Source organism: Tolumonas lignilytica (assembly GCF_000527035.1).
Lineage (GTDB): Bacteria > Pseudomonadota > Gammaproteobacteria > Enterobacterales > Aeromonadaceae > Tolumonas > Tolumonas lignilytica.
This window is the reverse complement of sequence record NZ_AZUK01000001.1, coordinates 332232-357492: the sequence shown is the minus strand read 5'-3', so window position 1 is coordinate 357492 and position 25261 is coordinate 332232. Positions and strand designations below refer to the sequence as shown.

The window sequence follows — 25261 nt, the reverse complement described above, 5'->3', positions numbered from 1 at the left end:
GGAAATCATTATGAGTTGTTGCGATGCAGGAGCTATGAGCGTTCAGGACGCGTTAACGACCATGCTGGCGCAAATCACGCCAGTGAGCGCACACATCACTGTGCCACTGACAACCGCACAGGGGCATATCTTAGCGGAGAATGTGTTGTCTCCGCTGAATATGCCTCCGTTTGATAATTCCGCGATGGATGGCTACGCCTTCCGTTTTGCCGACTGGCGTGATGGCATAGTCATGCCAGTTGCTGGCACCGCTTTAGCCGGACAACCCTTTAGCGGTGAGATCCCAGTTGGCGCCTGCCTGCGCATCATGACCGGTGCGCAAGTGCCTGCGGGGTTAGACACCGTGATCATGCAAGAACATACGGCGCAGACTTCGGAAGGCGTGTTGTTTACTCAGCAGCCAAAAGCCAAAGCCAATATCCGTTATCTGGGCGAAGAGATCCGCATCGGTGATGTTGTGCTGACTGCGGGTACGCGGTTACATGCCCGTGCTTTGCCGTTGCTAGCGACATTAGGCTTGCCAGAGGTCAAGGTTCACCGTCGTCTGAAAGTCGCGATTTTCAGCACGGGTGATGAACTGAAACTGCCGGGAACGCCTCTGCACGAGGGTGAAATCTACGATTCCAACCGTTACGGCATCGAGGCCATGCTGAACCGGATGGGCATCGAATGCCTGAATTTCGGCATTATTCCTGATGATCCGGCACAACTGCGTGACACCTTTATTCAGGCCGCGCAAACGGCCGATGCCATCATCACTTCCGGTGGCGTTTCGGTGGGTGAAGCCGATTACACCAAAGATCTGCTGCTGGAGCTGGGCGAAGTCGGCTTCTGGTCGGTGGCGATGAAACCGGGCAAGCCGTTTGCGTTTGGCAAGATCCGCGATAAACACTTCTTTGGTCTGCCAGGAAATCCGGTGTCTGCATTCGTTACTTTCTATCAGCTAGTGCAACCGGCATTACGCAAACTGGCGGGTGAAATCTCTGTTGCGCCATTACGTATTCCGGCCATTGCGGAACACAATTTCCGCAGTGCGAAAAACCGTGTTGATTTTCAGCGTGGCTACATGAGCGTCAATACCGAAGGTCAGATCACCGTGCGTTCGACCGGTGCACAAGGCTCCGGCATGTTCACGTCGCTGTGTGCTGCCAATTGTTTCGTTATTGTGGAAAACGATGTACCAGTCGGCACATCTGTCACCGTGGAATTGTTTAACGAGATCGTGAACTGAGGTGGCAAATGAAAGAGCTGACTGATCAGGAATTGCTGCGTTATCACCGTCAGATCAATCTGCGCAGTGTTGATCTCGATGGTCAGACGGCGCTGAAAAATGCACGTGTACTGGTGGTCGGTCTTGGTGGTCTTGGCTGTGCTGCCGCGCAATATCTGACGGTGGCCGGTGTCGGGCAACTTACGCTGGTGGATGGCGACACGGTTGATGTCAGCAATCTGCAACGGCAAGTGCTGCACCACGATTCCCGCATAGGCATGAACAAAGCGGAATCCGCGCGTCAAACCCTAACAGTTTTAAATCCGAATTGTCAGTTTGAAGTTATACCACACTATCTGGATGAGTCATCCGCTCTGGCGTTAGTGGCGGCACACGATCTGGTGCTCGACTGCAGTGACAATCTGGATACCCGTAATTTATTAAATCTGACCTGTTTTATGCAGAAAACCCCACTGGTGTCCGGTGCGGCGATCCGCTTTGAAGGTCAGGTTACCGTTTTTCGCTGGCTGCAAGACGAACCCTGCTACCACTGCTTCAGCCAGTTTTTTTCTTCTAACCAAGTGGGCCAAAGCTGCGTCGAAGCTGGCGTGCTGGCCCCGATAGTGGGGGTGGTCGGCAGTTTACAGGCGGTGGAAGCCTTGAAACTGCTGACCAAGGCCGGAACACCGTTAAGCAGTCAGTTGTTGTTGATTGATGGCTTAAACGGGCAATTCCGGGCAATGAAATTACAGAAAAATAGTAGTTGTGTTGTATGCGGGGATGATGCTCGGACGAACTCATACTCTGAGATCGACACGCCGTAAACCCATCCATGGGGGCTTGAGTGCCGCATCCCTGCGGCACACAGTCGCCTTCAGAGTATGAGTTCATCCAATCTGAAAATATGGTTAGTTAACAAACAAAGAGGAGGAAGATTCGGCTTTTGTTCTGCAGACGACTGTACGCCGCAAGGATGCGGCGTACAAGCGTCCAAGGATGGATTCACCGCGTGTCGGTCGCAGAATAGAAGCCGGGTCTTCCGGAATACAAAACACACACCGAGCTGTATTACCTAAGTCTCCGATAAGGTCATACAGCCGAGCAGTTAACACTGCGAGGGTCAGTAAAGAAATGCACTGGCCTCCCGAATTTGGAAAGGTGTTTATGATATTAGAAGACGGTTTTTCCCGCCGCTTTCATTACCTGCGTCTGTCCGTGACAGAAGCCTGTAATTTTCGCTGCACTTATTGTCTGCCGGATGGCTATCGCCCCGACGGACGCAAATCTTTCCTCACTGTCGACGAAATTCGACGGGTGGCGACCAGCTTTGCCGAATTGGGCGTGAAGAAGATCCGCCTCACCGGTGGTGAACCCTCTATGCGCCGTGATCTGCCAGCGATTATTGAAACCGTGGCCAACATCACCGGTATCGAAAATGTGGCGATGACCACCAACGGTTATCGCCTGAAAGAGCGGGCGCAGCAATGGTTTGATGCCGGGTTACGCTCCCTCAATGTCAGCATCGACAGTCTCGACCCACGTCAGTTTCAACTCATTACTGGTGAAAACAAACTGGCGGAGATCCTGGCCGGGCTGGATGCCGCGCAGCAAGCCGGGTTTCGCAAAATCAAAGTGAACACCGTATTGCTGAAAAACCTCAACGACCACGAGTTTTCGCAATTCCTGTTCTGGCTGAAAAACCAGCAGATCCAGCTACGCTTAATCGAACTGATGCAAACTGGTGAGATGGATGCCCGTTTTCAGAAACACCACCAGAGTGGTCTGCCGGTGAAAGCGCGTCTGCTGCGGGAGGGTTGGGTGCAGCAAAACCGCGATCTGACCGATGGCCCGGCGGAGGTGTTTTCGCACCCGGATTATCAAGGGCAAATCGGCCTCATCATGCCTTACAGCAAAGATTTCTGTGCGAACTGTAATCGGCTGAGGGTTTCATCCATCGGCAAACTGCATCTTTGTCTGTTTGGTGAAGAAGGCGTGCCTCTGCGCGATCTGTTGCAAACCGATGAACAAAACAGCGAATTACAAAGCCGCATTCTGCAAGGCTTAACCCAGAAACGGGAAACCCATTTCTTGCATGAAGGGAACAGTGGCGTGACACCACATCTAGCATCAATCGGAGGCTGATATGCACAAAACAACCGGATTAGTGCTGGCTGGCGGCCGTTCCAGCCGGATGGGGACCAACAAAGCCTTACTCGAGATTAATGGTGAAACCTTGTTAAATCGAGCCATGCAATTACTGGAGTTGGCCGGTTGTCGGCAGGTGCTGATCAGCGGTAATTATTATGGCTATCGTTGTGTCATTGATACCGAACAACTCGGGCCACTTTCTGGCATCGCCGCTGGGCTGGAAGCCTGCCAAACCGAGAGATTACTGATCCTGCCGGTCGATATGCCGTATATGACTATTGAGTTGGTACAACTGCTGATGCATTTTCGATTTGAAGGTAACGGTGTCAGCTATGCCGATGCACAATTCCCATTACTGCTGCTGAATAATGAGACGAATCGTGAAATTCTGGCTGAATTATTAGCGCCGGAAATTCCGGCCAACCAGCGCAGTATCACTCAGTTTTATCGGCGAGCCCATATCACCGAATTACCGGTATCGCCGAAATATCACCACTGTTTTAGCAATACGAATACCCCGGAAGAGTGGCAACAGTGCCAGCTTCTGTTAAACGGAACTTATTAAGGAATATCACTATGTCTCATGCTGCGACTGACTTTGTGCCGCTCAATATTGCTGTACTCACTGTATCGGACACCCGCAACGAAGAAACCGACACCTCCGGTCGTTCACTGGTCGATAATCTGCAATCGGCTGGTCATCATCTGGTCGAAAAACAGATTGTCATCGATGACAAATATGACATCCGCGCCATTCTGTCGCGCTGGATCGCCGATAAAAACGTGCAAGTGGTACTGGTCACTGGCGGCACCGGTTTTACCGGTCGCGATACCACGCCGGAAGCAGTAGCCCCGTTGTTTGATAAAACCATCGAAGGCTTTGGTGAGTTGTTTCGTCAGGTTTCCTTTAATGAAATTGGCACTTCGACTATTCAGAGTCGTGCACTGGCGGGCATGGCCAACAAGACACTGATTTTCTGTATGCCAGGCTCAACCAATGCCTGCCGGACCGCATGGGAGCACATCATTCAGTCACAGCTCGATTCCCGTCATAAACCCTGTAACTTCGTGCCACACCTGCGCCGCTAAGGAAACTCCATGCAGTCAAATCAGTTAACGCATATCAACAGCAGCGGCGAAGCGCACATGGTGGATGTCAGCGAAAAAGAGATCACCACGCGCACTGCACGTGCCGAAGCAATCGTGTCGATGTCAGCCGAAACGCTGCGCATCGTGATGGCGGGCGATCATCATAAGGGCGATGTGTTTGCGACCGCCCGTATCGCTGGGATCATGGCAGCGAAAAAGACCTCCGATCTGATCCCGCTGTGTCATCCACTGGCCCTGAGCAAGGTCGAGGTGGAATTGACCGCAGACACGCAGCGCAATCAGGTGCGTATCGAGACATTGTGCAAACTCAACGGCAAAACCGGTGTGGAGATGGAAGCGCTGACAGCTGCCTCAGTTGCTGCACTGACCATCTACGATATGTGCAAGGCGTTGCAAAAAGACATGGTGATTGAGTCGGTGCGGCTGTTGAGTAAAACCGGCGGTAAATCCGGCGATTTTCAGGTTTAGCCGCCCGATCATCCTGATACAGCCGGTATTCTCCCGGCTTTGCCGGGAAGTGTTACTACAAGGACGTCGGAGGAACAGATGAAAGTATTATTTTTTGCTCAAACCCGCGAACTGGTGGGCGTTGATGAACTGATCATCGACGCACAAGATGTGACGGCACAACAACTCAGGGATGCACTGGCAGAACGGGGCGATAAATGGCAACTGGCATTGCGGGATTCTGCGTTGCTGGTGGCGGTGAATCAATGCCTGGTGCCGTGGAATACCCCCTTATCAGCGAATGATGAAGTGGCCTTTTTCCCACCGGTAACCGGAGGCTGATATGAGTGATCGAATTCTGGTTCAGCAAGAAGATTTTGATGTGGCAACGGAATATGCCCGGCTGAGTGATAACCTGGAAACCGGCGCCATCGTCAGCTTCATTGGTAAAGTGCGGAATTTTAACCAAAACAGCGATGTGACCGGATTACATCTGGAACATTATCCGGCCATGACGCAGCTAAGTCTGGAAAAGCTGGTGGCAGAGGCCCATGAACGTTGGCCAATCCAAGGCTGCACGCTGATTCATCGAGTGGGGGATCTCACCATCAATGATCAAATCGTGCTGATTCTGGTGGCCAGTGCACATCGCAAAGCCGCATTCGCAGCGTGTGAATTTCTGATTGATGAGTTGAAGACCAGCGCGCCATTTTGGAAAAAAGAACGTTTGAGCGACGGTTCTCTGCGTTGGGTCACTCCTTCCTAAGCGAATCGTATATTGACTCGGTCGCAGTCACGAGACCTGTACCATAGCCAAAATTGCCTATACTCATACTCAATCAGATTTCAGTTTTCGGATTGGTGAGGTATTTATGCGATTCCTGCTATCCACGATACTCATGCTAATACTGGCGTTGGCTTCCGCAAATGCACAGCCATTAAAATTACCGCCGATGGAGGCGGGTGCCATTGCCTCATTGACGGCATCTCCTCGTCATGGGGAGTGGGTAAAATATGATGCCGGCGATGGTGATAAAGTTGATGCCTGGGTGGTTTATCCTGAGCGTAGTGATAAGGCGCCGGTTGTCATCCTGATCCACGAGATTTTTGGCCTCACGGATTGGGCCAGAGCCACCGCAGACCAATTGGCGGCAGAAGGATTTCTGGTGATTGCTCCTGATTTTCTCAGTGGAAAAGGTAAAGCTGGGGCAGGCACCGCGTCATTTACCGGTGATGATGTGCGCAAAGCTATCAGTCAGCTTGATGTCGCAGAACTGCAGCGACGACTGGACGGTGCCGCCATGTGGGCATCACAGCAACCAGCCTCAGACAAACACTATGCTGTCGTTGGTTTTTGCTGGGGCGGTGGTGTGGCATTTAACTGGGCAACGCAACAACCATCGCTGAGTGCGGCGGTTGTGTACTACGGGGTGTCTCCCAAGACAGAAACTTTGAAAGCTGTGCATGCACCTGTTTTGGGTCTGTACGGTGGTGCTGATGCCCGAGTGACCTCCACCGTTCCATCGGCACAACAAGAAATGCTCCGGCTGGGAAAACGCTATGAGGTAAAAATATACCCTGGTGCCGGTCATGCTTTTTTACGTCAGCAAAATGGGATGAATGGCGCAAACCTGAAAGCGGCCCGCAATGCATGGGCGACCACCATTACTTTTCTCAAGCAGACGTTGGCGTCATCTAAATAGCGTGGGTTTTAAGATCAATCGATGTTGGATTTGTACGCGGATGGCCATGTAATCCGCGTCGTCCCGTCATTCCTGACGGGGTATGGTTCATATCCATATGCAGCTCTTAAGTTTATAATTTTGCGCTATCTACTACTTCGGTATTCGGTAGTCACTGGTCATTCTTATAAATATAAAGAGCACAGGAAAATGACAGCAACACAGTCACCGGCAACGAAAATTCCACTTGCCGTTAAAATGCCGTTTGTCACGGCAGAAGGAAAAGAGTTCACGGATCCAGAAAAATTGCTGGATGCCTTAGGTCAGCAATCGGGCGGTTATTATCTGTTAGGAAACAATAACTGCTGGCATGGGGGAATTCACATCACCGATGAAAAATTCGCTCATCATAAAAACACGCATCCCGTCCGCTGCATGATGGATGGCACTGTCATCGCATATCGCCTTAATAAAAACTATCCGAACCAACAATGGCAGGCAAAGAGTTCCAGCCCGTCAGTAGACTTAAAATTCAGTAATGGTTTTTGTCTGATCAAACACGAATATGAAAGCCCTGCCAATCTCATAGACGGTGAGAATAAGGGTAAAACCAACAAACTCACCTTTTACAGCCTCTACATGCATCTGGCTGATTATCACACCTATAGCGCAGACAGTACGAGTACAGAAAAAAAGGCTTTCCCCGGTTATTGGAAATCCAGCATTGTTGGTAAATCAAAAGAGCGCATGAAGGTGTATCGAACCGAACATGCCTGTAAAACAAGAACGACTCCCCATGATGCTTTACTCAATGAACAGCAAACCGTAACGTTTGACAGTGATAAAGTTAAGTGGGCTACAATCCATGGGCGGAAGTTAAAAATAGCACTGTGCAAAATCGACGATGCGGCTACTTTTGCGCATCACTCCCGTTTACACGAAGGCTGGATGATTGTTGATGAAAGCCAAGTGAGCTGGAAACACGCCGAACCCTCAGAATTTGATGACATTGTTAAATGCCATTTTCCCATTAAAGCAGGCGATCCCATCGGTTTTATGGGCATCTGGGAAAGCCCGTTTCTCGCTGTCGGAACAGATAGCACAAAAACCAAATATCAAATGCATGTCGAATTGTTTACGGTTGACGACAAAACGGCTCTCGATAAATTTCTCAATAATGATGCCAAACTCCTCGGTGGGAAAAAATATCTGAAAGTCCCTCAAGGCAGCAAACTGTATAGCGGCGACGGTCATGGCGAATTTGTAAACCCGCATCCATTGTTGAATGCAGCACGGGATTATGTATTTGAAGAAAGCAATTGTCCGCAGGTAAAAGATAAGGCGGGCACTGTGTTTTACAATATAAAAGGCATTCGTATTGGCAAAATGGCCAGCGGTCCGATCGACACAGCGTATGTCAAACTGGAAGACGATGTAAAACTGGTCACACAATACGACTGGAAGGATCTGGGGTTTACCATGCTGGAAGAAAACGACACGCATTCCAATGGTTATATTGATCCGGAAAAAATACCATCACCAATGTTTCAATCGATCTTCAAACTGGTTGATGGTATTCACAATAAAGGGGTGGGCGATGGCATATTAACCGGTCAGGAAATACAAGATACGTTGCAACAAGATCATGCGTTGCGTAATGATCTGTATAAAATTATCGCTTGTCACCCTAGCGAATGGCATCGCACCTCGCAAGATAATATCAAAAAATTGTTTGAAGAAATCAAAGCGAAAAATACAGAAGAGGAATATAAAAATGCCATTCAGTTTGAAATTGACCGGTTTCTTAAATGCGAGTTTGCCAGTCAGATTGAGGGATTAACACATCAGTTTTGGCATTTTCATCCAATATTAAGTTTAAAGAGTTTAGATTGCTGTCAAAACTGGATAAACAAAGAGCAGTTAAAGTTAATAGCTCCTAGTATATCCTCAAGTAATTGTGACCTATACATAGGTTCAATAAATGAATTACCTAAAAAATTTAAATTGGAAAAAACCATATCAAGGGCTCACATTTTAGCACAAATGTTACATGAAAGCGCATCATTTCGTTGTAAGAAAGAATCTATAAAATCCACTAATATACCTGATTACTATCCATATATTGGAAGAGGGGCTTTACAAGTAACTTATTATGATAACTATAAAGCTTATGGTGATTTTATTGGAGAGATATTTGTTGGCTCGGAATGCAATATGGCTAAACTGGAAAATGATCCTCATTACATAAACTCCGCTGGCTGGTTTTGGTGTGAGTTTAAAAATTTAACTCAATATTCTAATGCTGATGATTTTATTATGTGCACAGCAATAGTTAACGGTGGCTTTAATGGGTTTGATGATCGATTGGGATTTTTGAATAATTCAATAAGAATCTTGGGTATTGAGGATGAAGCAATAAAAAACAAAAAGGGGAAATATGTTTTTTCTGAAAGTGAAGTGTTTAATAAAATAAAACTAGCTTATGGGTGGGGACTTTGGTCAGACCCTCATGGCAATAAAATTGGAAAGGAAAAGAGTTTAATCGATGCTAAAGCTGGTTATCAACGGTTTATAGAGTTATGTGATAATGGATATGTTGAATATTCTCCAACACTCAAAAAATTCTATGGGAAAACATTCACACAAGCAAAATTGTTTGCAGAGCAAAGAATAAAGGAACTTTAAATATGAAATTTAAAATTTATTTCTTGTTTTTTTTATTTATAACAAAAACCATTGCGTCAGAAATATGCTCATACCATGATTTTAATTGTGATGGAAATGATGAACAAGTAAAAATAATAAGAAGCTCAGATGACCTTGACTCTATAACTATAATTGATGGAGTATCAGGGAGAACATCAACAGGGTTATTTAGTCTACAAGGTGGTGGAGTTGGTAGCGGTTATATACCTAATCATTTGGTGATAAGTATTGATTTCGAATCTACATCAAACCCTTATATCAATAGACTAGATTTTTACTGGGATAAAAATAAAGAATCGTGGTTTTTAAGTAAAGTTTCTTCATGGGAAGAACCGTTTAGAGAGACTAAGTCAACAAATGATTTGCCAATGAATTTTTCAGTGAAAAGATATAGTTGTTGTGTATATCTCTCTAGTTTTAATGATAAACAGATTTCTATGAAAGTTGATGATGAGGTTACCACTAAGAATGCTATCAATGAAGATTTTAAGTTTGTAACAAATGCTTTAAGGAAAAAGCAATTTGATGTTTTATTTTCAAAAAATGCAGAAAATCCGAAATTGATACCTTATGATTTTGCTTATGAGCTTACAAAAATAATAAAAAAAGAAAATATCGGGATGCTTAATGACTATGCTTTTTATGCTGAAAAATATGGTCAGCCAATTCCTGCAATTATTATTTTGAATGGAATAATAAACAGAGACCCTGAGCGGGTTGTTGCTTATTTAAATTTGGCTGATGCATATTGGGATATTAAGTCTTTTGATAGCGCAAGAACAAAATATAAAAAATACATTGAGTTAATGAAAAAGGAAGGAAAAGAAAATAAGATACCATCAATAGTTTTTGAGCGTTCTAAGTGATCTTTATTGACGAACATATCCGGTCAGCCTTGTGCTGACTGATATTTTCTGTGGCCAAAACAATTAAGATCCAAATGGGTTTTTCGTGTCAAGAATACCGCCTATCAATATTGTATTTAATAAATTCAAACATATAAGTAGCTCATTGTATTCCTGAGATAAATCAGCAATAAAGTTAACCTTGAAACAGATCCCGAGCAGTCCCCTCTATTTTTTTGTACACTTTGCGGGAATAGGGAAGGGGTGACCAAGTGATCAATGTTTTAATCGTCGATGATGACGCAATGGTGGCAGAACTGAACCATCGGTATGTGACACAACTTGATGGTTTTCAATGTTGTGGTGTGGCGTTAACTTTAGCGCAGGCAAAAGAGTTTGTGCTCAACCCAGACTACCCAATCGATCTGATTCTGCTTGATATCTACATGCAGCGCGAGAATGGTCTGGATCTGCTGCCTGTGCTGCATGATTCCCACCGTTCGATTGATGTGATTATTATTTCTTCTGCTTCCGATGCGATGACGATCAAAAAGTCGCTGCATTATGGTGTCGTCGATTATTTGCTCAAACCCTTTCAGTTCTCCCGATTTGAAGAAGCCCTGACCAACTGGAAACGGAAACGAGAACTGCTTGATAACCAGCAGTTTTACCAACAATCTGAATTAGATCAAATTATTCATGGGGGGAGTGCTCTAATTCCCATTCCGGCAAATGATACTAAACGCGTGTTACCTAAGGGGTTAACTTCACAAACAATGCGTACAATTTGTCAGTGGATAGATGCCCACTCAGCGCAGGAGTTCTCCACGGATGATCTGGCCAGTGCGGTCATGATTTCCAGGGTATCTTGCCGTAAATATCTGGTCTGGCTGGAGGAAAGCCATATTTTGCATACCTGTGTGCATTATGGTGTCACCGGCCGGCCAATGTATCGTTACCATTTACAATCATCGCAGCACGCACAACTGAAGCTGTACGCGCAGAATTAGGATGCCTATTCTGGTTATTTCAAAACCAGATGGTAGTCGTTATCGGTCAGTGTGAATTGGCAGTGGCGTTGCGAGGAACAAATAACCTGACCGGCTTTCGTCACGAAGATGGCCTCAAGTTGTGGCTGTGTGGTGAGATGATGCAGGGCTTTTTCTACCCCCATGCCATACAGCAGAGTTGTATAGATATCACCATCGATTGAATTGTCAGAGATCACCGTGACACTGAGCAGTTCGTTATCGAGCGGATAGCCGGTTTTAGGGTCGAGAATGTGGTGATAAAGCATGCCGTCTTTCTCAAAATACCGTTCATAGATACCTGACGTGACTACCGATTTGCCTGTAACCGCGATCACGCCAAGCATGGTGCCGTTGGGCGAGAACGGTTTTTGTAACCCGATCCCCCAGGTGTGCTGATCGTCATACGCGGGCGTACCCAATGTCAGCACATTGCCGCCCAGATTAATCAGCGCCTGTTCAATACCCATCTGGCGTAATTGTTCCCGCACCCGATCCGCAATGTATCCTTTGGCGATCGCCCCGAGATCAAGTTCCATTCCTAGCTGGGTGAGGAACACCGAACAGGCTTGAGCGTCGAGCACAACGTGAGCAGGATCGGTCAGTGGCAGCAATGCGCGAAGCGCTTCCGGCGATGGCACCGTGTCCCCCTGAAATCCGATTTTCCAGCGTTTAACCAAGGGGCCAATGGCGACATTAAAGCAACTGCCTTCCAGCAGGCTGACTTCTTTTGCTTTACTGATCAGATCAAAAACCGGACGACTGACCACAACGGGATGTTGTCCAGCAGCATGATTGACCGCCATAAGCTGAGAATGTTCACGGTTGACCGTCAGTAAATCTTCCTGTTGTTTGATCAGGCGGAACACGGTTTGAGCAGCAGATTGATTATTTTCAAAAAGCTTCAAGACGATGGGGGACCCCATTAGTACGACAGAGTAGGAATAAACGTGTTTTTCCGATGACAAAGCGATACTCCGACAGCAGTATGATTAAAAGCCAGTGAGCATCGCCCACTGGCTTTCGTCATTAGTTACGCGCCCAGGTGGCGGCGTTTCGTCCGGCCATCGTACCGAAGATGATGATATCCGCCACCGCATTCCCGCCAATCCGGTTACCGCCGTGGAGACCGCCGGTCACTTCACCTGCCGCGAAAATTCCCGGAATCACCTGCTGATTCACATCCAACACTTCCGTGTTGGTGTTGATGGTGACACCACCCATGGTGTGATGGACACCCGGTGCAATCTGGATTGCGTAGAACGGACCTTCATGAATTGGATGACGCAGTGCCGTCTGACGGCCAAAATCTTCGTCGTGCTGTTTTTCCACAAAGACATTGTAACGTTCCAGTGTGGCCAGGAAGGTGTGCATGTCGAGACCCAGTTTTTCAGCCAACTGACGTGGACTGTCGGCACTGACGACAAAGCCCCGGCCAATGTATTCATCTGCTGCTTTATTATTCAGACGAACCTGCTCGTCAAAGACGATATAGGCATAGTGTTCCGGTAAGCCAATGATGGCGGCGGAAACTTTGTCACGGGTTTCCAGTTCATTAAAGAAACGTTCGCCTTTCTGATTGACCAGAATTGCACCACCACCGCGGATCGCTTCCGAGATCAGATAAGAGGTGGTTTGTTCAACGGTTGGGTGGATCTGGATTTCACCCATGTCGACAGTACCGGCTCCGATCTTTTCCAGCAACGCAATGCCTGAACCCGTAGCCCCTTTGTGATTGGTTGTCACAAAGCCTTTAAGTTCCGGACGGTATTTTACAACCATGTCATGATTGGCGCTGAAACCACCGGTGGCCACGACAAGGCTTTTCGTATGAATGGTGAGCACTTCACCGTCATCATTCTTGACCTGCAAACCGCTGACGGCCCCATTTTCCATCAGAATTTCGATGACATCCGTATCCAGCATGACATCAATTTCACGTTGGTTGATGTTGCGCACCAGCCCACTGATCAGGAAGCCGCCAACAGCAGAACGATCCGCCGGACGGTGAGTACGGTCAATACTCATTCCCCCCGTGATGGTGATATCGTTCAGCACAATGTTACGATCCGCCAGCCATTCGATGGCTTCGGCTGCATTATCAACGAAGCTGCGCAGTAATGCCGGGTTGTTCATCCCTTTTCCGCCTTTCAGGCTTTCATGGTAGAACTTTTCTTTACAGTCATTGATCCCTTGCATTTTCTGGAAGCGGGTACCTGCGGCGTTCATACCGACAGAGGCCTTGAGCGTATTGCCGCCAAGGCTCGGCATTTTTTCAACAATCAGCACACTGGCATCGCGGTCGCTGGCCTGAATGGCTGCCGCCAGACCTGCACCACCACTACCGAGTACAACCACATCATAGTGAGGTGGTTCTAGGCTACCGCCTTCTTCAAGTGCCAAGGCTTTGCAGGATTTGGCCATCGCCTTCGTCACCGCTTTTTTCACCGCTTCACTCTGTGTGGTGGCACCAGAAACGGCGTCAACCAGCGGTGTGTTGGCATCGAGAATGCGGGAACGGATCGTTTCAAAGCTGGAAACAAAAGTAACGTCGAGATCCGCGTGAGATTCCAGATGAATATCGGCAATCCGGTCTGTTTCCAGATTGACATGAATCATCAGTTCATGATCATCAGCCTGAACTTTTTCCTGAAATACGCCGCTTTTGAATTTGCCGGTCGGCATGCTGCTCAGGTCACGGATCATGGCGTCAACCAGTGAGAAACGCCAGAGCGGTTCAGGAATGGTTAATTCCTCACGCTGTGTGCTGTCGATGAATAATTCCAGCGTTTCACCCCGGGCGATGCGATCCGTCCAGTCAGGGTAGGCGATGCAGGCTTTCCCAACGGCAATAAGGTCATAGCCGTTTTCGATGGCAAGTTCAGCGTCTGATTTATTGATAATACCACCGACCCCTATAACAGGAATTTGTGCCAGTGTCTCAGAACGCATCTGCACATACTTATGAATCAGCGGCGTGGCATCATTTTTATCAACGATGGACGGACGTAAGGTATAGCCCATGGAGAAATGCAGGTAATGCAGGCCTAACTCGGCCAGTTTTTCCAGCAGGAACAGGGTGTCATCAAAGCGAATACCAGGCACTTCCATCTCTTCTGGAGAGAAACGATAACCAATGATGAATGCCGGTGTCGCATATTGGCGCACCATTTTCCGGGTGATTTCCAGCACCGCTAATGGGAAGCGGGCGCGATTTTCCCGGCTGCCACCCCATTGGTCGTCACGTTGATTGGAGTTGGGCGAGAAGAATTGCTGGATCAAATAGGTGTTAGCGCCGTGAATTTCGACACCGTCAAAACCGGCTTTGATGGCACGTCGGACGGCTTCACCAAATTTGGTGACCATGCCTTCCACTTCTTCGGCTGTCAGGGCTTCTGGTGTGGCCGCGCCATCACGCGGTGCTGCAATGGCACTCGGACCAACTGGTGTACGGCCACCAATCAGTGACGGTTCGACCATGCGGCCGCCGTGATAGATTTGCAGAATGGCTTTAGAGCCTTTGGATTGGATCGCTTCGGCAATTTTCGCCAAGCCTTCAATTTTATTGTCGTCGTCGATGCCGATTGCACCAGGAAATGCGAGCCCTCGGTCATCAACAAAACCACACTCAACGATCACCGTACCAATGCTGCCAGCACGTTCGCGGTAGTATTCAACCAACTCGTTGGTCACACTGCCGTCGAAATAACCGGTACACGTGGTCATGGGGGCCATCAGAATGCGGTTTTTCAGTTGAATGCCATTGGGAAGAGTGAATGGACTCAGAATGTCGTTTTTAGAGTACATAAATATCATCTCCAAACTAAAAAACTTAATAGATAGATTTAAGAAACTGGTTCCCGTTGAATATTTTTATAATTTCAGAATGGTATAGGGGTAATTCTTATTGCAATAAAAACTAATTTTAAAAACTGGTTAACTTTTGTTGCCAATCGAGATTGATTGGTCTTGGTTGAATTCAGTCAACGTATGGGATTTATAGTATTTTATTTTTTGATTTGAGAGTTGCTTACTTTAGTTAAATAACTTTTTTTCGTGTTTGGTAATTCATATTTATTTAAATGCGATGGTTTAAAAATAAAAGGCAACATTAAATGACAAATCTATTAACAATTTTAACAAAGTTTCTTTGTTGTGTTTTTATTTTATTGATTTTTATGGTATTTATCTTGTTGCTCGCCTGTATTTTTGTGTTTGTTAGAAATCTGGTAATCTGGTGATAAATCAAAGTTAATAATTATTTGTGCTGAAACACCCATGATATGGGGTGTCTTTTTTATTAATTAAAATCAGGTGTTGTTTCACATAATTATTTATTTAATTGTTGTGTTTTATTTATTGTTGTTTATTTTTGATCAAGATCAACAGTCTGTGTTTTTTGAAGTGATTATACTGAATATATAAGCGAGAAATGATCTTGTTTATTAATCTGTATTTGTCTAGGTCAATAAATTTTAAATGTCACCCTTTTGAAACTAAATTAATTAAAAAAACTAAAGTAATTAAATTAAGCGGAATTAATTGCAGGACGTCATAGTTTTTCAAGGTAACAACTATGGCATACCGGAAAACCGAAATTCTCAACTACAGTAGATAAACACTATGAAAGAAATAAGCGTTCCAATTGATGCCAAATCAGGCGATAAGGCCGACAAGGTAGCAGGCGGCAAGAAAAACCGCCTCCTGTTTTTGTTGTTACCGTTCGTGGTCACTGCGCTGTTGTTGGTGGTGCCAGTGCCAACAGGGTTACATCCTTACGCCTGGTATTACTTTGCCATTTTTGTCGGCGTCATTGTTGGCCTGATCTTCGAACCGTTGCCGGGGGCGGTGATTGGTTTGACCGGGGTTGTTGCTATTGCGCTGACGAGCCAATGGGTGTTGTTCAGCCCTGAACAAATGGCGGCGCCTAAATTCAAACTGGCGGCACAGTCATTCAAATGGGCTGTCAGTGGATTTGGCAATTCAACCGTGTGGCTGATTTTTGGCGCCTTCATGTTTGCGGCTGGCTATGATAAGACCCGTTTCGGCCGCCGTCTGGCGCTGATTCTGGTGAAATATCTTGGCCGTCGCAGCCTGACGCTGGGTTATGCGATCACCTTTGCTGATTTGCTGCTGGCTCCGTTTACACCCTCTAACACGGCACGCAGTGGTGGCACGATCTTCCCGATTATTGCCAACCTGCCACCGTTGTATGGCTCAAAACCTCATGATCCAAGTGCCCGCAAGATCGGTTCTTACCTGATGTGGGTGGCCATTACGGCAACCTGTATCACCAGTTCGATGTTCCTGTCTGCTTTGGCGCCGAATCTGCTGGCACTGGCACTGGTCAAGAGCACTGTGGGCATCAATATTACCTGGGGAAACTGGTTTGTAGCCTTCCTGCCATTGGGTATTCTGTTGATCCTGACTATGCCGCTGCTGGCTTATATTTTCTATCCGCCAGAAGTGAAATTTAATGATGAAGTACCTCGCTGGGCGAGTGCCGAACTGGCTAAGCTGGGTCGGTTGAGCCGTAACGAATTGCTGCTGCTGGTGTTTGTGTGTGCGGCGTTGATCATGTGGATTTTTGCTGCAAACTTCATTGAACCAGCAATGGCCGCATTACTGATCATCGGTCTGATGTTATGGACGGGTGTGCTGGAATGGAATGATATTACGGGCAATAAAGCGGCGTGGAACACCTTTTTCTGGTTTGCGACGCTGGTAGCTCTGGCTGACGGCCTTTCTGCGACCGGTTTCATTGCCTGGTTGGGCAAAGAGGGCGGTACATTGATGAATGGTATTTCGCCCACTATGGCTACTATTGTGTTGTTGTTGGCGTTCTACCTGCTGCATTATCTGTTTGCCAGCACCACCGCACACACCACGGCGCTGCTGCCTGCGGTACTGACGATTGGTGCGACCATTCCGGGGATCAACATGCAGGTGTTCTGTCTGTTGATGGTCACCTCTCTGGGGGTTATGGGTGTTATTACCCCATATGGCACTGGTCCGAGCCCGATTTACTATGGTAGCGGTTATCTGCCAACAGCGGATTACTGGCGACTGGGAACCATTTTTGGTGCCATCTTCCTGGTAGCCTTGTTAGTCATCGGCTATCCATGGATGGTGATGATGTTCTGATTATGAACAGCCGCCCTTCCAGGCGGCTGCTATCATTTTGCAATTAACGCCAGCAACTTCTCGCAGAGAAGAAAATTTTTGCTAAAGTGCCATAAAAATGATGAGAGAATACAGCAATGTCGAATAAGCCTTTTCATTATCAAGATCCATTTCCCCTCGCTAAAGACGATACCGAATACTATCTGCTGACTCGCGATTACGTTTCAGTCAGCGAATTTGAAGGTCAGGAGATCCTGAAAGTCGCGCCGGAAGGTTTGACGCTACTGGCGCAACAGGCTTTCTACGATGCCTCTTTTCTACTGCGGACTTCCCATAAGCAGCAAGTTGCCGCGATTCTGGACGATCCGGAAGCCAGTGAAAACGACAAATACGTAGCACTGCAATTCCTGCGTAACTCAGAAATCGCCGCCAAAGGTGTGCTGCCAACCTGTCAGGACACCGGCACGGCTATCATTATGGGGAAAAAAGGTCAGCGTGTCTGGACCGGTGGTGGCGACGAAGCTGCGTTGACGCGTGGTGTTTACAATACCTATACCGAACAAAATCTGCGCTATTCTCAGACAGTGGCGCTGGATATGTATAAGGAAATTAACACCGGTACTAACCTGCCGGCGCAGATCGACCTGTATAGCGTGGATGGGGGCGAATACAAATTCCTGTGTATTGCCAAAGGGGGTGGTTCCGCCAACAAAACTTATCTCTATCAGGAAACTAAAGCACTGCTGACACCGGAAAAACTGAAAAAATTCCTGGTGGACAAGATGCGCTCATTGGGTACCGCTGCGTGCCCGCCATATCATATTGCCTTCGTTATTGGCGGCACATCCGCCGACAACGCACTGAAAACTGTGAAACTGGCTTCTGCCCGTTATTATGATGGTCTGCCAACGGAAGGGAATGAACATGGTCAGGCGTTCCGTGATGTTCAGTTGGAACAAGAGTTGCTGAAAGAAGCACAGAATCTGGGGCTGGGTGCTCAATTTGGCGGTAAATATTTCGCGCATGATATCCGCGTGATCCGTTTGCCACGCCACGGCGCATCCTGCCCGCTGGCGATGGGCGTTTCCTGCTCGGCGGATCGTAACATCAAAGCGAAAATTAACCGCGATGGTATCTGGATCGAGAAACTGGAAACAAATCCTGGTCAGTTCATCCCGGAAGAACTGCGTCAACAGGGGGAAGGTGAAGCCGTGCAGGTGAATCTGAACCGCCCGATGAAGGAGATTTTGGCGCAGTTGTCTCAATATCCGGTTTCAACACGTCTGTCGTTGTCAGGTACCATCATCGTGGCGCGCGATATTGCTCATGCGAAGCTGAAAGAGCGTATCGATAACGGTGAAGGTTTACCGCAATACGTGAAAGATCACCCGATCTATTACGCAGGCCCGGCCAAAACGCCGGAAGGTTATGCTTCAGGTTCTCTAGGCCCAACGACGGCAGGGCGCATGGATTCTTATGTTGATCTGCTGCAATCGCATGGCGGCAGCATGATCATGTTGGCGAAAGGCAACCGCAGTCAGCAGGTAACCGATGCCTGTCATAAACACGGTGGTTTCTATCTGGGTAGCATTGGCGGCCCGGCTGCTGTGCTGGCGCAACAGAGCATCAAGAGTCTGGAATGTGTGGAATACCCTGAATTGGGTATGGAAGCGATCTACAAAATTGAAGTGGAAAACTTCCCGGCATTCATTCTGGTCGATGATAAAGGCAACGATTTCTTCCAGCAGATCCAGAGCCAACAATGTGGCACTTGCAGCAAGAAGTGATTGTTTGTGGTAGATAGAGAAAGGCCAGTGATCGGTTGATCACTGGTTTTTTTATTTCAGTGCGCTGATATCATCCAATATCCAGGCGCTGTCATGCCGTGTCAGACCGATTTTAGGATAGTAATTAACCGCCTGTGGTGCAGCCAGTAAGTTCAGTTTACAGCCGGGTTTTAATTGCAGAAAAGTCTGGCGTATCAGTTCCTTGCCGATCCCGGTGGCCTGTACTTTTTCCGATACCGCCAGATCAGACAGATAACAGCAAAAATGAAAATCAGTGACTGAGCGGGCAATACCGACCAGTCTGTCATCCTGCCAGGCTGTGACCATGAGATTGGCGTGATCCAACATACCCTGAATGCGTTCGGCATCATCAACCGGGCGACGTCCACCCAAGGTGGTTTCTTTCAGTAAATCGATAAACTGGGTTGACGTAATATGTTCATTAACGGCATAACGAATGGTCATGTTCTCTAATCCCTCTACTTAAAGCGCAATAGTCGCATGGCATTGGCCACGACCAACAGGCTGGTGCCAACATCGGCAAAAACAGCCATCCACAATGTACCCAAACCCAGTAATGTGGCTATCAGAAATAGCATTTTGATCCCCAGTGCAGCCGTGATGTTCTGCAGCATATTGCGCCAGGTTGCCAGTGAGAGTCGTACAAACAGCGGAATTTTACGCAAGTCATCGTCCATCAGGGCGATATCAGCCGTTTCAATCGCGGTGTCACTGCCCATGCCACCCATTGCGAACCCGATATGAGCCCGCGCCAGAGCCGGAGCGTCATTAATTCCGTCGCCAACCATTCCCACCGTTTTCTGCTGGCTAAGTTGTGCAATGTGCTTCAGTTTGTCTTCGGGTAACTGGTTACTGAAAACCTGGTCAATATGGGCTTGTGATGCTATTTGTGCCGCGGTATATGCGTTATCGCCGGTTAGCATCACGGTCTGGATCCGCAGGCGATGCAATTCCTCAACCGCTTGCTGGCTACTGGTTTTCAGCGTATCAGCGACCGCAAACAGTGCCAGTGGCAGCTCATTTTTCACCAGCACCACCACGGTTTTACCTTGCTGTTCCAGTTGTGTGATTTGTTCGGAGAACGCGAGCGGCTGTCCGATGGTAGCGGCCAGTGCTTTGGGGTTAATGATACGCAGGTGATGTTCATTCACCATCCCCTGAATGCCTGAACCACTTAATGCAGTTATATTTTCAACGTGGAAATCTGTCGCTGATGCAGCCCCTTTAGCAATGGCCTGAGACACCGGGTGATCGGAATGTGCCGCCAGTGCCGCCGCCAAGTGCAGGCAGTTGTCACGATGTTCATCAGCCAGAGGGATCACATCAGTTAGTTCGGGTTTACCGCGGGTAAGCGTTCCCGTTTTATCCAGTGCCAATACCTCAAGGCGTCGGCCCAGCTCAAGGTAGTGTCCACCCTTAATCAGAATGCCGTTACGGGCAGCCACAGATAATGCGGTGACAATCGCCACAGGCGTCGATAACACTAATGCACAAGGGCAACCGATGACCAATAGCACCAGCGCTTTATAGATCCAAGGAAACCAAGGTGCGGCAAAAAACAACGGAGGGATGCACGCCACTAAAATGGCGATCCCCAGTATGATCGGCGTGTAGATCCGAGCGAAACGATCAACCAAGCGTTGAATCGGGGCGCGTTTGCCTTGTGCCTGTTCGACCGATTGGATGATCCGGGCGAGCAGGGTGTGTTGGGTTGTCGTGGTGACCCGGTAATCGAAAGAGCCTTGCTGATTGATGGTGCCTGCATAGACGACATCGCCTTCCTTTTTTTCCACCGGCAAACTCTCACCGGTAATAGGGGCTTGATCAATGCTGGAACTTCCCCGGATAACGATGCCGTCTAAAGGAATTCGGACACCGGGTTTCACTCTGACAATCTCATCAATTTTCACGGTATGCGTATCACGAGCATGCCAGGTGCCATCGGCTTGCTGTACCAAGGCCTGTCCGGGGGTCAGTGACATCAGTTCCCGAATGGCATTTCGAGCACGCGCCAGCGATTTTCCTTCTAGATATTCAGCAATATTAAACAGCACCATCACCATGGCGGCTTCTGGCCATTGGCCCAGCAGGCAAGCGCCGGTGACGGCAATACTCATCAAGGCATGCATGTTGGGGTCAAAACGTCGTAACGATTGCCAGCCTTTTTTATAGGTGGTGGCACCACTGAATCCGACGGCAATCAGTGCAAATAGGGCGGCCAGCCATTCGGAAAAGCCAAACCAACTGATGGCTTCTGCGGCAACAGCAAACAGACCAGCCACGAGCAGTTTCTGGTTAGCGGCTGATATGAAATTCTGTTCCGTGTCTGAAGGGGCCGTCTCTGTTTCACCGCAGGTGCTGCAACCGCAACTTATCGCTTCAACCTTAACTGGCGAAGGTTCACTGGTTTGTGGTTCATCATCGCAAGATCCACAGCCACAGCTAATGCCGCTGACATTCAATGCCGGCGAGGCCTGTTCTGAAGCAGATTCGACGGAAGGGCGACGTACCGCATTGCGTTTACCTGGCGTAAACGGATGACCCGCCGCCGGGGTGGAAATTTTACTGATTTTCTTAATCTCTGGTTGTCCCATATCCAACGTCTCCGACAACACGATGAAACCGATAAATGATAGCTTTTATCAGTTAACACCCTATAGTAACTATAGAGTCAAGCGGCAAAAAGAGAGAATAATGAAAATTGGCGAATTAGCGAAACTGACCCATTGTTCGGTAGAGACGATTCGGTTTTACGAGAAAATCGGGTTGCTGCCGTTGGCGCTGCGCACAGAAAGCAACTATCGGGAATATCAGGCACTCCATCTGGAGCGTTTACGTTTCATCCGCAATTGCCGGGCATTTGATATGTCGCATGATGAGATCCGACAGTTGATCTCATTGGTCGATGCTCATGCCGAAAGCTGCGAATCGGTCAATCTGATACTGGATGAGCATATCCACCATATTGAAGATCGTATTGCCGAACTTAATCTGTTAGTGGGTCAATTAAGAACACTGCGGGAGAGTTGCCAGCAACAGCAAGGAATTGCTGAATGCGGGATCGTACAAGGCTTGTCAGCGTTGGCATTGCCGGAAAAAACGGAGCACCACAGTCATCTGAGTAAATAAGCAGAGATACCCCGGCGGGAGGTATCTCTGTCAGTGTTAAACCAGCAGACTGTAACTGATCACATAAATATTCAGGATAATGATCACGACAGCCGATAACACGCCACAAAACGTGACCCATTTCTGATTGACCAGATTCCCCATTAGCGACTTTTTCGCCGTGAAATAGACCAAAGGGATCAAAGCAAACGGGATACCAAAACTTAAAATTACCTGGCTGAAGACCAATACTTTTTGCTCAGACAATCCCAGCATGATGATGACCAGTGCAGGCACCATGGTTATTGCCCGGCGTAACCAGAGGGGAATGGTAAACTGCACAAACCCCTGCATGATCACCTGGCCAGAAAGCGTGCCGACAATGGAAGAGGAGAGGCCACTGATCAGTAACGTCACACCAAAAATGATTTGTGGTAATGTTTCGCCCGGTACAATCGTCAGCAATTTATAGCTATCAGAAATCGAGGCAATGTTGTGTTCTCCCCGTGAGAAAAACACTGCGGCTGCCAGCAACAGAATCGCCATATTGATCAGCCCGGCTAAGCTCATGCCAATAAACACATCCAACCGGTAATAGCGCATGGCCGTGATACGATGAGCATCGTTCCCAGTGATGATCCGGTTTTGCGCCAAAGCAGAATGCAGATAAATCACATGCGGCATCACCGTGGCACCTAACATGCCTGCCGCCAGATAAACAGCGTAAGAGTCAGGAAATTGCGGTATCACCAGACCTTGCAGCACGGCGTGGCTATCGGGCTGGGTGCTGACTAATTGGAAAGCAAAACCCAGCGAGACCGCCATGATCATTGCCGCGATAACCAGCTCCAGCGTTCTGAAACCATAGCGCTGCAAATAAAGCACGGCATAAGTGATGACGCCGGTTAATAAAGCACCTTCAAATAACGACATGCCGAACAACAAATTGAAGGCCAGCGATGCGCCCAGAAACTCCGCCAGATCGGTCGCAATGGCCACAATTTCAGCCTGTACCCAATAAAACCAGACGACTTTGGGCGAATAGTGCTGTCGGATCAACTGCGGCAGATTTTTCCCTGTTGCCAATCCTAGCCGGACAGACAATGTCTGGATCAACATCGCCATTATGTTCGCAAATAAGATCACCCACAGCAGGGAATATCCATAGCGGGAACCCGCTTCAATATTGGTCGCAAAATTACCGGGATCGATATAAGCCACCGCAGCAATCATGGCTGGGCCAATAAAGGGAAGAATATTCTTCAGGCTGATCTGTTTTTTAGGGGTAACAAACGCCTTCTGCGCCTGAAGTCTTACTCGGTCATCTGACATGGCACTGAGCATAAGAAACATCCTGTCACAATCGTGGATATACTAATAGTATACGCTTAAATGAGATTTATTCTCATTGGTGGGAATAATTAATGTCATAGGCGATGGCTATCAATCGCAAGGGATGGAGGGAAGTCAGGGACGATCAAGAGGCAGAAAAAAGGCGGGAGAACCCCGCCTAGAAGGTTGAATGTTAATGTGCGGCTCCGCCACCCCCTTGAGTTGCCCTTGGACGTGAAGTCAGGAAAACAAAAGGGATCAGTGCCACAAACAACCACATCAGAATATCAAACAGATCCAGCGTAGAAAGCATATACGACTGATGATTGATGGTGTTGTTGATACTCATCAATGCCGTGCCTGAGTTACGACCCTGGAACGCCGCCGCCAGCGGGTTATACAAATTAATCGGCTCGGCCAGTATCGAATGGTGCAGGCTCGCATTGTGTGTCCAGAACCAAGTGGTAATGGAAGAGGCAAAACTGGCACCTAAAGTTCGAATAAAGGTCGATAACGACGCCGCATCCGCAATGGCTGCACCTGTCAGATCCGAGAGCAGGATCGTGGTCATTGGCATGAAGAACAGCGAAATACCAATTCCCATAAAGAGCTGAATGAGTGCAACCGTGTGGAAATCAACATCGGTGGTAAAGTTTGAGCGGAAGAAACAGCTCAGGCTGATCACCAGAAACGAAAGCGCAGCCAATTTCCGCATATCGAGTTTGGGGCCCAGACGGCCTAAAACCGGGGTCAAAAACAGAGGTATGACACCCATGGGCGCGGCTGCGAGACCAGCCCAAACCGAGGTGTATCCCATCTGACTTTGTAACCACTGCGGTAGGATCAGGTTAATACTAAAGAACCCGGCATAACCCAATGTCAGCAATATGGTACCGATCCGGAAATTACGATTCGAAAACAGTCGCAGATTGATAATCGGGTGATCATCTGTCAGTTCCCAGATCACGAGGAAGACCAGCATGATGGCGGCAAAGGCTGTACCGGCAATGATCCAGGGATCGTTGAACCAATCAAGGTCGTTACCTTTATCCAATACAATTTGCAAAGCGCCGACACCTAATATCAGTGCGCTAAAACCAATGTAATCCAGTGGTGCATTTGCTGGTTTATGTGGCCGATCCTTTAACTGAGACAACACTACCATCACGGCAAAAATACCAATCGGAATGTTGATAAAGAAGATCCAGGGCCAACTGTAGTCATAAGTCAGCCAGCCACCCAAGATGGGCCCGACGATGGGGCCAACGACCGCCACCATGCCTAACAAAGCCAGTGCCATACTGCGTTTGGCTGCCGGGAAGATAGACATCAGCAAAACCTGACTCATCGGGAAAAGCGGTGCGGCGGCCAACCCTTGCAATGTCCGGAAGATGACCAATTCGCCCATCGACTGAGATATCCCGCAAAGAAAGGAGGTCGTCAGGAAGAAGATCAACGCGCCGACATATAAGTGTACTTCACCGATGCGGCGGCTTAACCAAGCGGTAACCGGTAAGCCGATCGCATTACTGACTGTAAAAGAGGTAATCACCCAAGTGCCTTGGTTGAGACTGACCCCCATATTGCCGGCAATCGTTGGCAACGATACGTTTGCAATGGTGGTGTCGAGCACCTGCATGAATACACCCAGTGCAATTGCAAACGTACAGAGCCCGAGATTCGCCGGCTGGAACCCTTGCTGTTGACTCATACC

General features: G+C 48.0%; 21 protein-coding genes and 1 riboswitch. Of the genes, 15 read left to right on the top strand and 6 right to left on the bottom strand.

The annotated features are described in order from the left end of the window. Positions 1-10: 10 nt before the first annotated feature. The 12 genes from moeA (at position 11) to dcuR (ending at position 11158) form a co-directional block, all read left to right on the top strand. Positions 11-1231 (top strand): molybdopterin molybdotransferase MoeA, encoded by a 1221-nt coding sequence (gene moeA, locus H027_RS0101655; protein WP_024870795.1) that lies wholly within the window; start codon positions 11-13, stop codon positions 1229-1231. A gap of 8 nt (positions 1232-1239) precedes the next feature. Then, positions 1240-2034 carry a molybdopterin-synthase adenylyltransferase MoeB gene (locus tag H027_RS0101650; protein WP_024870794.1) on the top strand — a complete coding sequence of 265 codons (795 nt, stop codon included), beginning with the start codon at positions 1240-1242 and terminating at the stop codon, positions 2032-2034. 220 nt (positions 2035-2254) lie between these two features. Next, positions 2255-2387, top strand: a riboswitch (molybdenum cofactor riboswitch). Further along, positions 2375-3352, top strand: coding sequence for a GTP 3',8-cyclase MoaA (gene moaA / locus H027_RS0101645; RefSeq protein ID WP_081741340.1), 978 nt, complete (start codon positions 2375-2377; stop codon positions 3350-3352). It overlaps the preceding riboswitch by 13 nt. 1 nt (position 3353) lies before the next feature. Next, positions 3354-3923 (top strand): molybdenum cofactor guanylyltransferase, encoded by a 570-nt coding sequence (gene mobA / locus H027_RS17375; RefSeq protein ID WP_024870792.1) that lies wholly within the window; start codon positions 3354-3356, stop codon positions 3921-3923. Positions 3924-3934: 11 nt separating this feature from the next. After that, a complete protein-coding gene (gene moaB, locus H027_RS0101635) occupies positions 3935-4447 on the top strand; it encodes a molybdenum cofactor biosynthesis protein B (RefSeq protein ID WP_024870791.1) in 513 nt (170 codons plus the stop codon). Positions 4448-4456: 9 nt separating this feature from the next. Further along, a complete protein-coding gene (gene moaC / locus H027_RS0101630) occupies positions 4457-4936 on the top strand; it encodes a cyclic pyranopterin monophosphate synthase MoaC (RefSeq protein ID WP_024870790.1) in 480 nt (159 codons plus the stop codon). A gap of 78 nt (positions 4937-5014) precedes the next feature. After that, positions 5015-5257 (top strand): molybdopterin synthase sulfur carrier subunit, encoded by a 243-nt coding sequence (gene moaD, locus H027_RS0101625; RefSeq protein WP_024870789.1) that lies wholly within the window; start codon positions 5015-5017, stop codon positions 5255-5257. 1 nt (position 5258) lies between these two features. Next, entirely contained in the window at positions 5259-5681 is a 423-nt protein-coding gene (locus tag H027_RS0101620; RefSeq protein ID WP_024870788.1) for a molybdenum cofactor biosynthesis protein MoaE, read from the top strand. Between the two features lie 106 nt (positions 5682-5787). Next, positions 5788-6618: a dienelactone hydrolase family protein gene (locus H027_RS0101615; protein ID WP_024870787.1), complete on the top strand. Its 831-nt coding sequence runs from the start codon at positions 5788-5790 to the stop codon at positions 6616-6618. A 189-nt stretch (positions 6619-6807) separates the two neighbouring features. Further along, complete coding sequence (locus H027_RS0101610) at positions 6808-9282, top strand: hypothetical protein (RefSeq protein ID WP_024870786.1); 2475 nt, start codon at positions 6808-6810, stop codon at positions 9280-9282. Between the two features lie 2 nt (positions 9283-9284). Further along, positions 9285-10169: a tetratricopeptide repeat protein gene (locus H027_RS18215; protein ID WP_024870785.1), complete on the top strand. Its 885-nt coding sequence runs from the start codon at positions 9285-9287 to the stop codon at positions 10167-10169. 251 nt (positions 10170-10420) lie between these two features. Further along, positions 10421-11158: a two-component system response regulator DcuR gene (dcuR, locus tag H027_RS0101600; RefSeq protein ID WP_024870784.1), complete on the top strand. Its 738-nt coding sequence runs from the start codon at positions 10421-10423 to the stop codon at positions 11156-11158. Positions 11159-11172: 14 nt separating this feature from the next. On the opposite strand, the gene H027_RS0101595 is transcribed toward dcuR, so the two are convergent. Both H027_RS0101595 and H027_RS0101590 read right to left on the bottom strand, forming a co-directional pair. Beyond that, complete coding sequence (locus H027_RS0101595) at positions 11173-12102, bottom strand: FAD:protein FMN transferase (protein WP_338064796.1); 930 nt, start codon at positions 12100-12102, stop codon at positions 11173-11175. A gap of 103 nt (positions 12103-12205) precedes the next feature. Further along, positions 12206-14983, bottom strand: a complete 2778-nt coding sequence (locus H027_RS0101590) for a flavocytochrome c (RefSeq protein WP_024870782.1) — start codon at positions 14981-14983, stop codon at positions 12206-12208. Between the two features lie 816 nt (positions 14984-15799). Here H027_RS0101590 and H027_RS0101585 point away from each other — a divergent pair. Beyond that, the gene (locus H027_RS0101585; protein ID WP_237657915.1) at positions 15800-17320 is read left to right on the top strand and encodes an anion permease; all 1521 of its coding nucleotides are present in this window, start codon (positions 15800-15802) and stop codon (positions 17318-17320) included. A gap of 116 nt (positions 17321-17436) precedes the next feature. After that, positions 17437-19086 (top strand): class I fumarate hydratase FumA, encoded by a 1650-nt coding sequence (gene fumA / locus H027_RS0101580; protein WP_024870780.1) that lies wholly within the window; start codon positions 17437-17439, stop codon positions 19084-19086. A 51-nt stretch (positions 19087-19137) separates the two neighbouring features. Here the strand turns inward: fumA and H027_RS0101575 are convergent, their stop codons facing one another. Together H027_RS0101575 and H027_RS0101570 are read right to left on the bottom strand one after the other, a co-directional pair. Continuing rightward, on the bottom strand, positions 19138-19551 hold the full coding sequence (locus tag H027_RS0101575; RefSeq protein WP_024870779.1) for a GNAT family N-acetyltransferase: 414 nt from the start codon (positions 19549-19551) through the stop codon (positions 19138-19140). 14 nt (positions 19552-19565) lie between these two features. Continuing rightward, positions 19566-21701: a heavy metal translocating P-type ATPase gene (locus H027_RS0101570; protein WP_024870778.1), complete on the bottom strand. Its 2136-nt coding sequence runs from the start codon at positions 21699-21701 to the stop codon at positions 19566-19568. 100 nt (positions 21702-21801) lie between these two features. Between H027_RS0101570 and cadR the strand changes: the two genes are divergently transcribed. Next, positions 21802-22236 (top strand): Cd(II)/Pb(II)-responsive transcriptional regulator, encoded by a 435-nt coding sequence (gene cadR / locus H027_RS0101565; protein WP_024870777.1) that lies wholly within the window; start codon positions 21802-21804, stop codon positions 22234-22236. A 36-nt stretch (positions 22237-22272) separates the two neighbouring features. On the opposite strand, the gene H027_RS0101560 is transcribed toward cadR, so the two are convergent. Further along, positions 22273-23559, bottom strand: coding sequence for an Nramp family divalent metal transporter (locus H027_RS0101560; protein WP_024870776.1), 1287 nt, complete (start codon positions 23557-23559; stop codon positions 22273-22275). A 181-nt stretch (positions 23560-23740) separates the two neighbouring features. Further along, entirely contained in the window at positions 23741-25258 is a 1518-nt protein-coding gene (locus tag H027_RS0101555; RefSeq protein WP_024870775.1) for a DHA2 family efflux MFS transporter permease subunit, read from the bottom strand. Positions 25259-25261 lie beyond the last annotated feature (3 nt).

What these genes read in the sequence shown, in the direction of transcription:
- H027_RS0101595 (WP_338064796.1), bottom strand. Translation starts at nt 12,102, where the DNA reads ATGGGGTCCCCCATCGTCTTGAAGCTTTTTGAAAATAATCAATCTGCT.
- H027_RS0101585 (WP_237657915.1), top strand. Translation starts at nt 15,800, where the DNA reads ATGAAAGAAATAAGCGTTCCAATTGATGCCAAATCAGGCGATAAGGCC.
- moaA (WP_081741340.1), top strand. Translation starts at nt 2,375, where the DNA reads ATGATATTAGAAGACGGTTTTTCCCGCCGCTTTCATTACCTGCGTCTG.
- moaB (WP_024870791.1), top strand. Translation starts at nt 3,935, where the DNA reads ATGTCTCATGCTGCGACTGACTTTGTGCCGCTCAATATTGCTGTACTC.
- H027_RS0101575 (WP_024870779.1), bottom strand. Translation starts at nt 19,551, where the DNA reads ATGACCATTCGTTATGCCGTTAATGAACATATTACGTCAACCCAGTTT.
- H027_RS0101615 (WP_024870787.1), top strand. Translation starts at nt 5,788, where the DNA reads ATGCGATTCCTGCTATCCACGATACTCATGCTAATACTGGCGTTGGCT.
- mobA (WP_024870792.1), top strand. Translation starts at nt 3,354, where the DNA reads ATGCACAAAACAACCGGATTAGTGCTGGCTGGCGGCCGTTCCAGCCGG.
- H027_RS0101560 (WP_024870776.1), bottom strand. Translation starts at nt 23,559, where the DNA reads ATGCTCAGTGCCATGTCAGATGACCGAGTAAGACTTCAGGCGCAGAAG.
- H027_RS0101650 (WP_024870794.1), top strand. Translation starts at nt 1,240, where the DNA reads ATGAAAGAGCTGACTGATCAGGAATTGCTGCGTTATCACCGTCAGATC.
- H027_RS0101590 (WP_024870782.1), bottom strand. Translation starts at nt 14,983, where the DNA reads ATGTACTCTAAAAACGACATTCTGAGTCCATTCACTCTTCCCAATGGC.
- H027_RS0101610 (WP_024870786.1), top strand. Translation starts at nt 6,808, where the DNA reads ATGACAGCAACACAGTCACCGGCAACGAAAATTCCACTTGCCGTTAAA.
- cadR (WP_024870777.1), top strand. Translation starts at nt 21,802, where the DNA reads ATGAAAATTGGCGAATTAGCGAAACTGACCCATTGTTCGGTAGAGACG.
- H027_RS0101555 (WP_024870775.1), bottom strand. Translation starts at nt 25,258, where the DNA reads ATGAGTCAACAGCAAGGGTTCCAGCCGGCGAATCTCGGGCTCTGTACG.
- fumA (WP_024870780.1), top strand. Translation starts at nt 17,437, where the DNA reads ATGTCGAATAAGCCTTTTCATTATCAAGATCCATTTCCCCTCGCTAAA.
- H027_RS0101620 (WP_024870788.1), top strand. Translation starts at nt 5,259, where the DNA reads ATGAGTGATCGAATTCTGGTTCAGCAAGAAGATTTTGATGTGGCAACG.
- moaD (WP_024870789.1), top strand. Translation starts at nt 5,015, where the DNA reads ATGAAAGTATTATTTTTTGCTCAAACCCGCGAACTGGTGGGCGTTGAT.
- moaC (WP_024870790.1), top strand. Translation starts at nt 4,457, where the DNA reads ATGCAGTCAAATCAGTTAACGCATATCAACAGCAGCGGCGAAGCGCAC.
- H027_RS18215 (WP_024870785.1), top strand. Translation starts at nt 9,285, where the DNA reads ATGAAATTTAAAATTTATTTCTTGTTTTTTTTATTTATAACAAAAACC.
- H027_RS0101570 (WP_024870778.1), bottom strand. Translation starts at nt 21,701, where the DNA reads ATGGGACAACCAGAGATTAAGAAAATCAGTAAAATTTCCACCCCGGCG.
- moeA (WP_024870795.1), top strand. Translation starts at nt 11, where the DNA reads ATGAGTTGTTGCGATGCAGGAGCTATGAGCGTTCAGGACGCGTTAACG.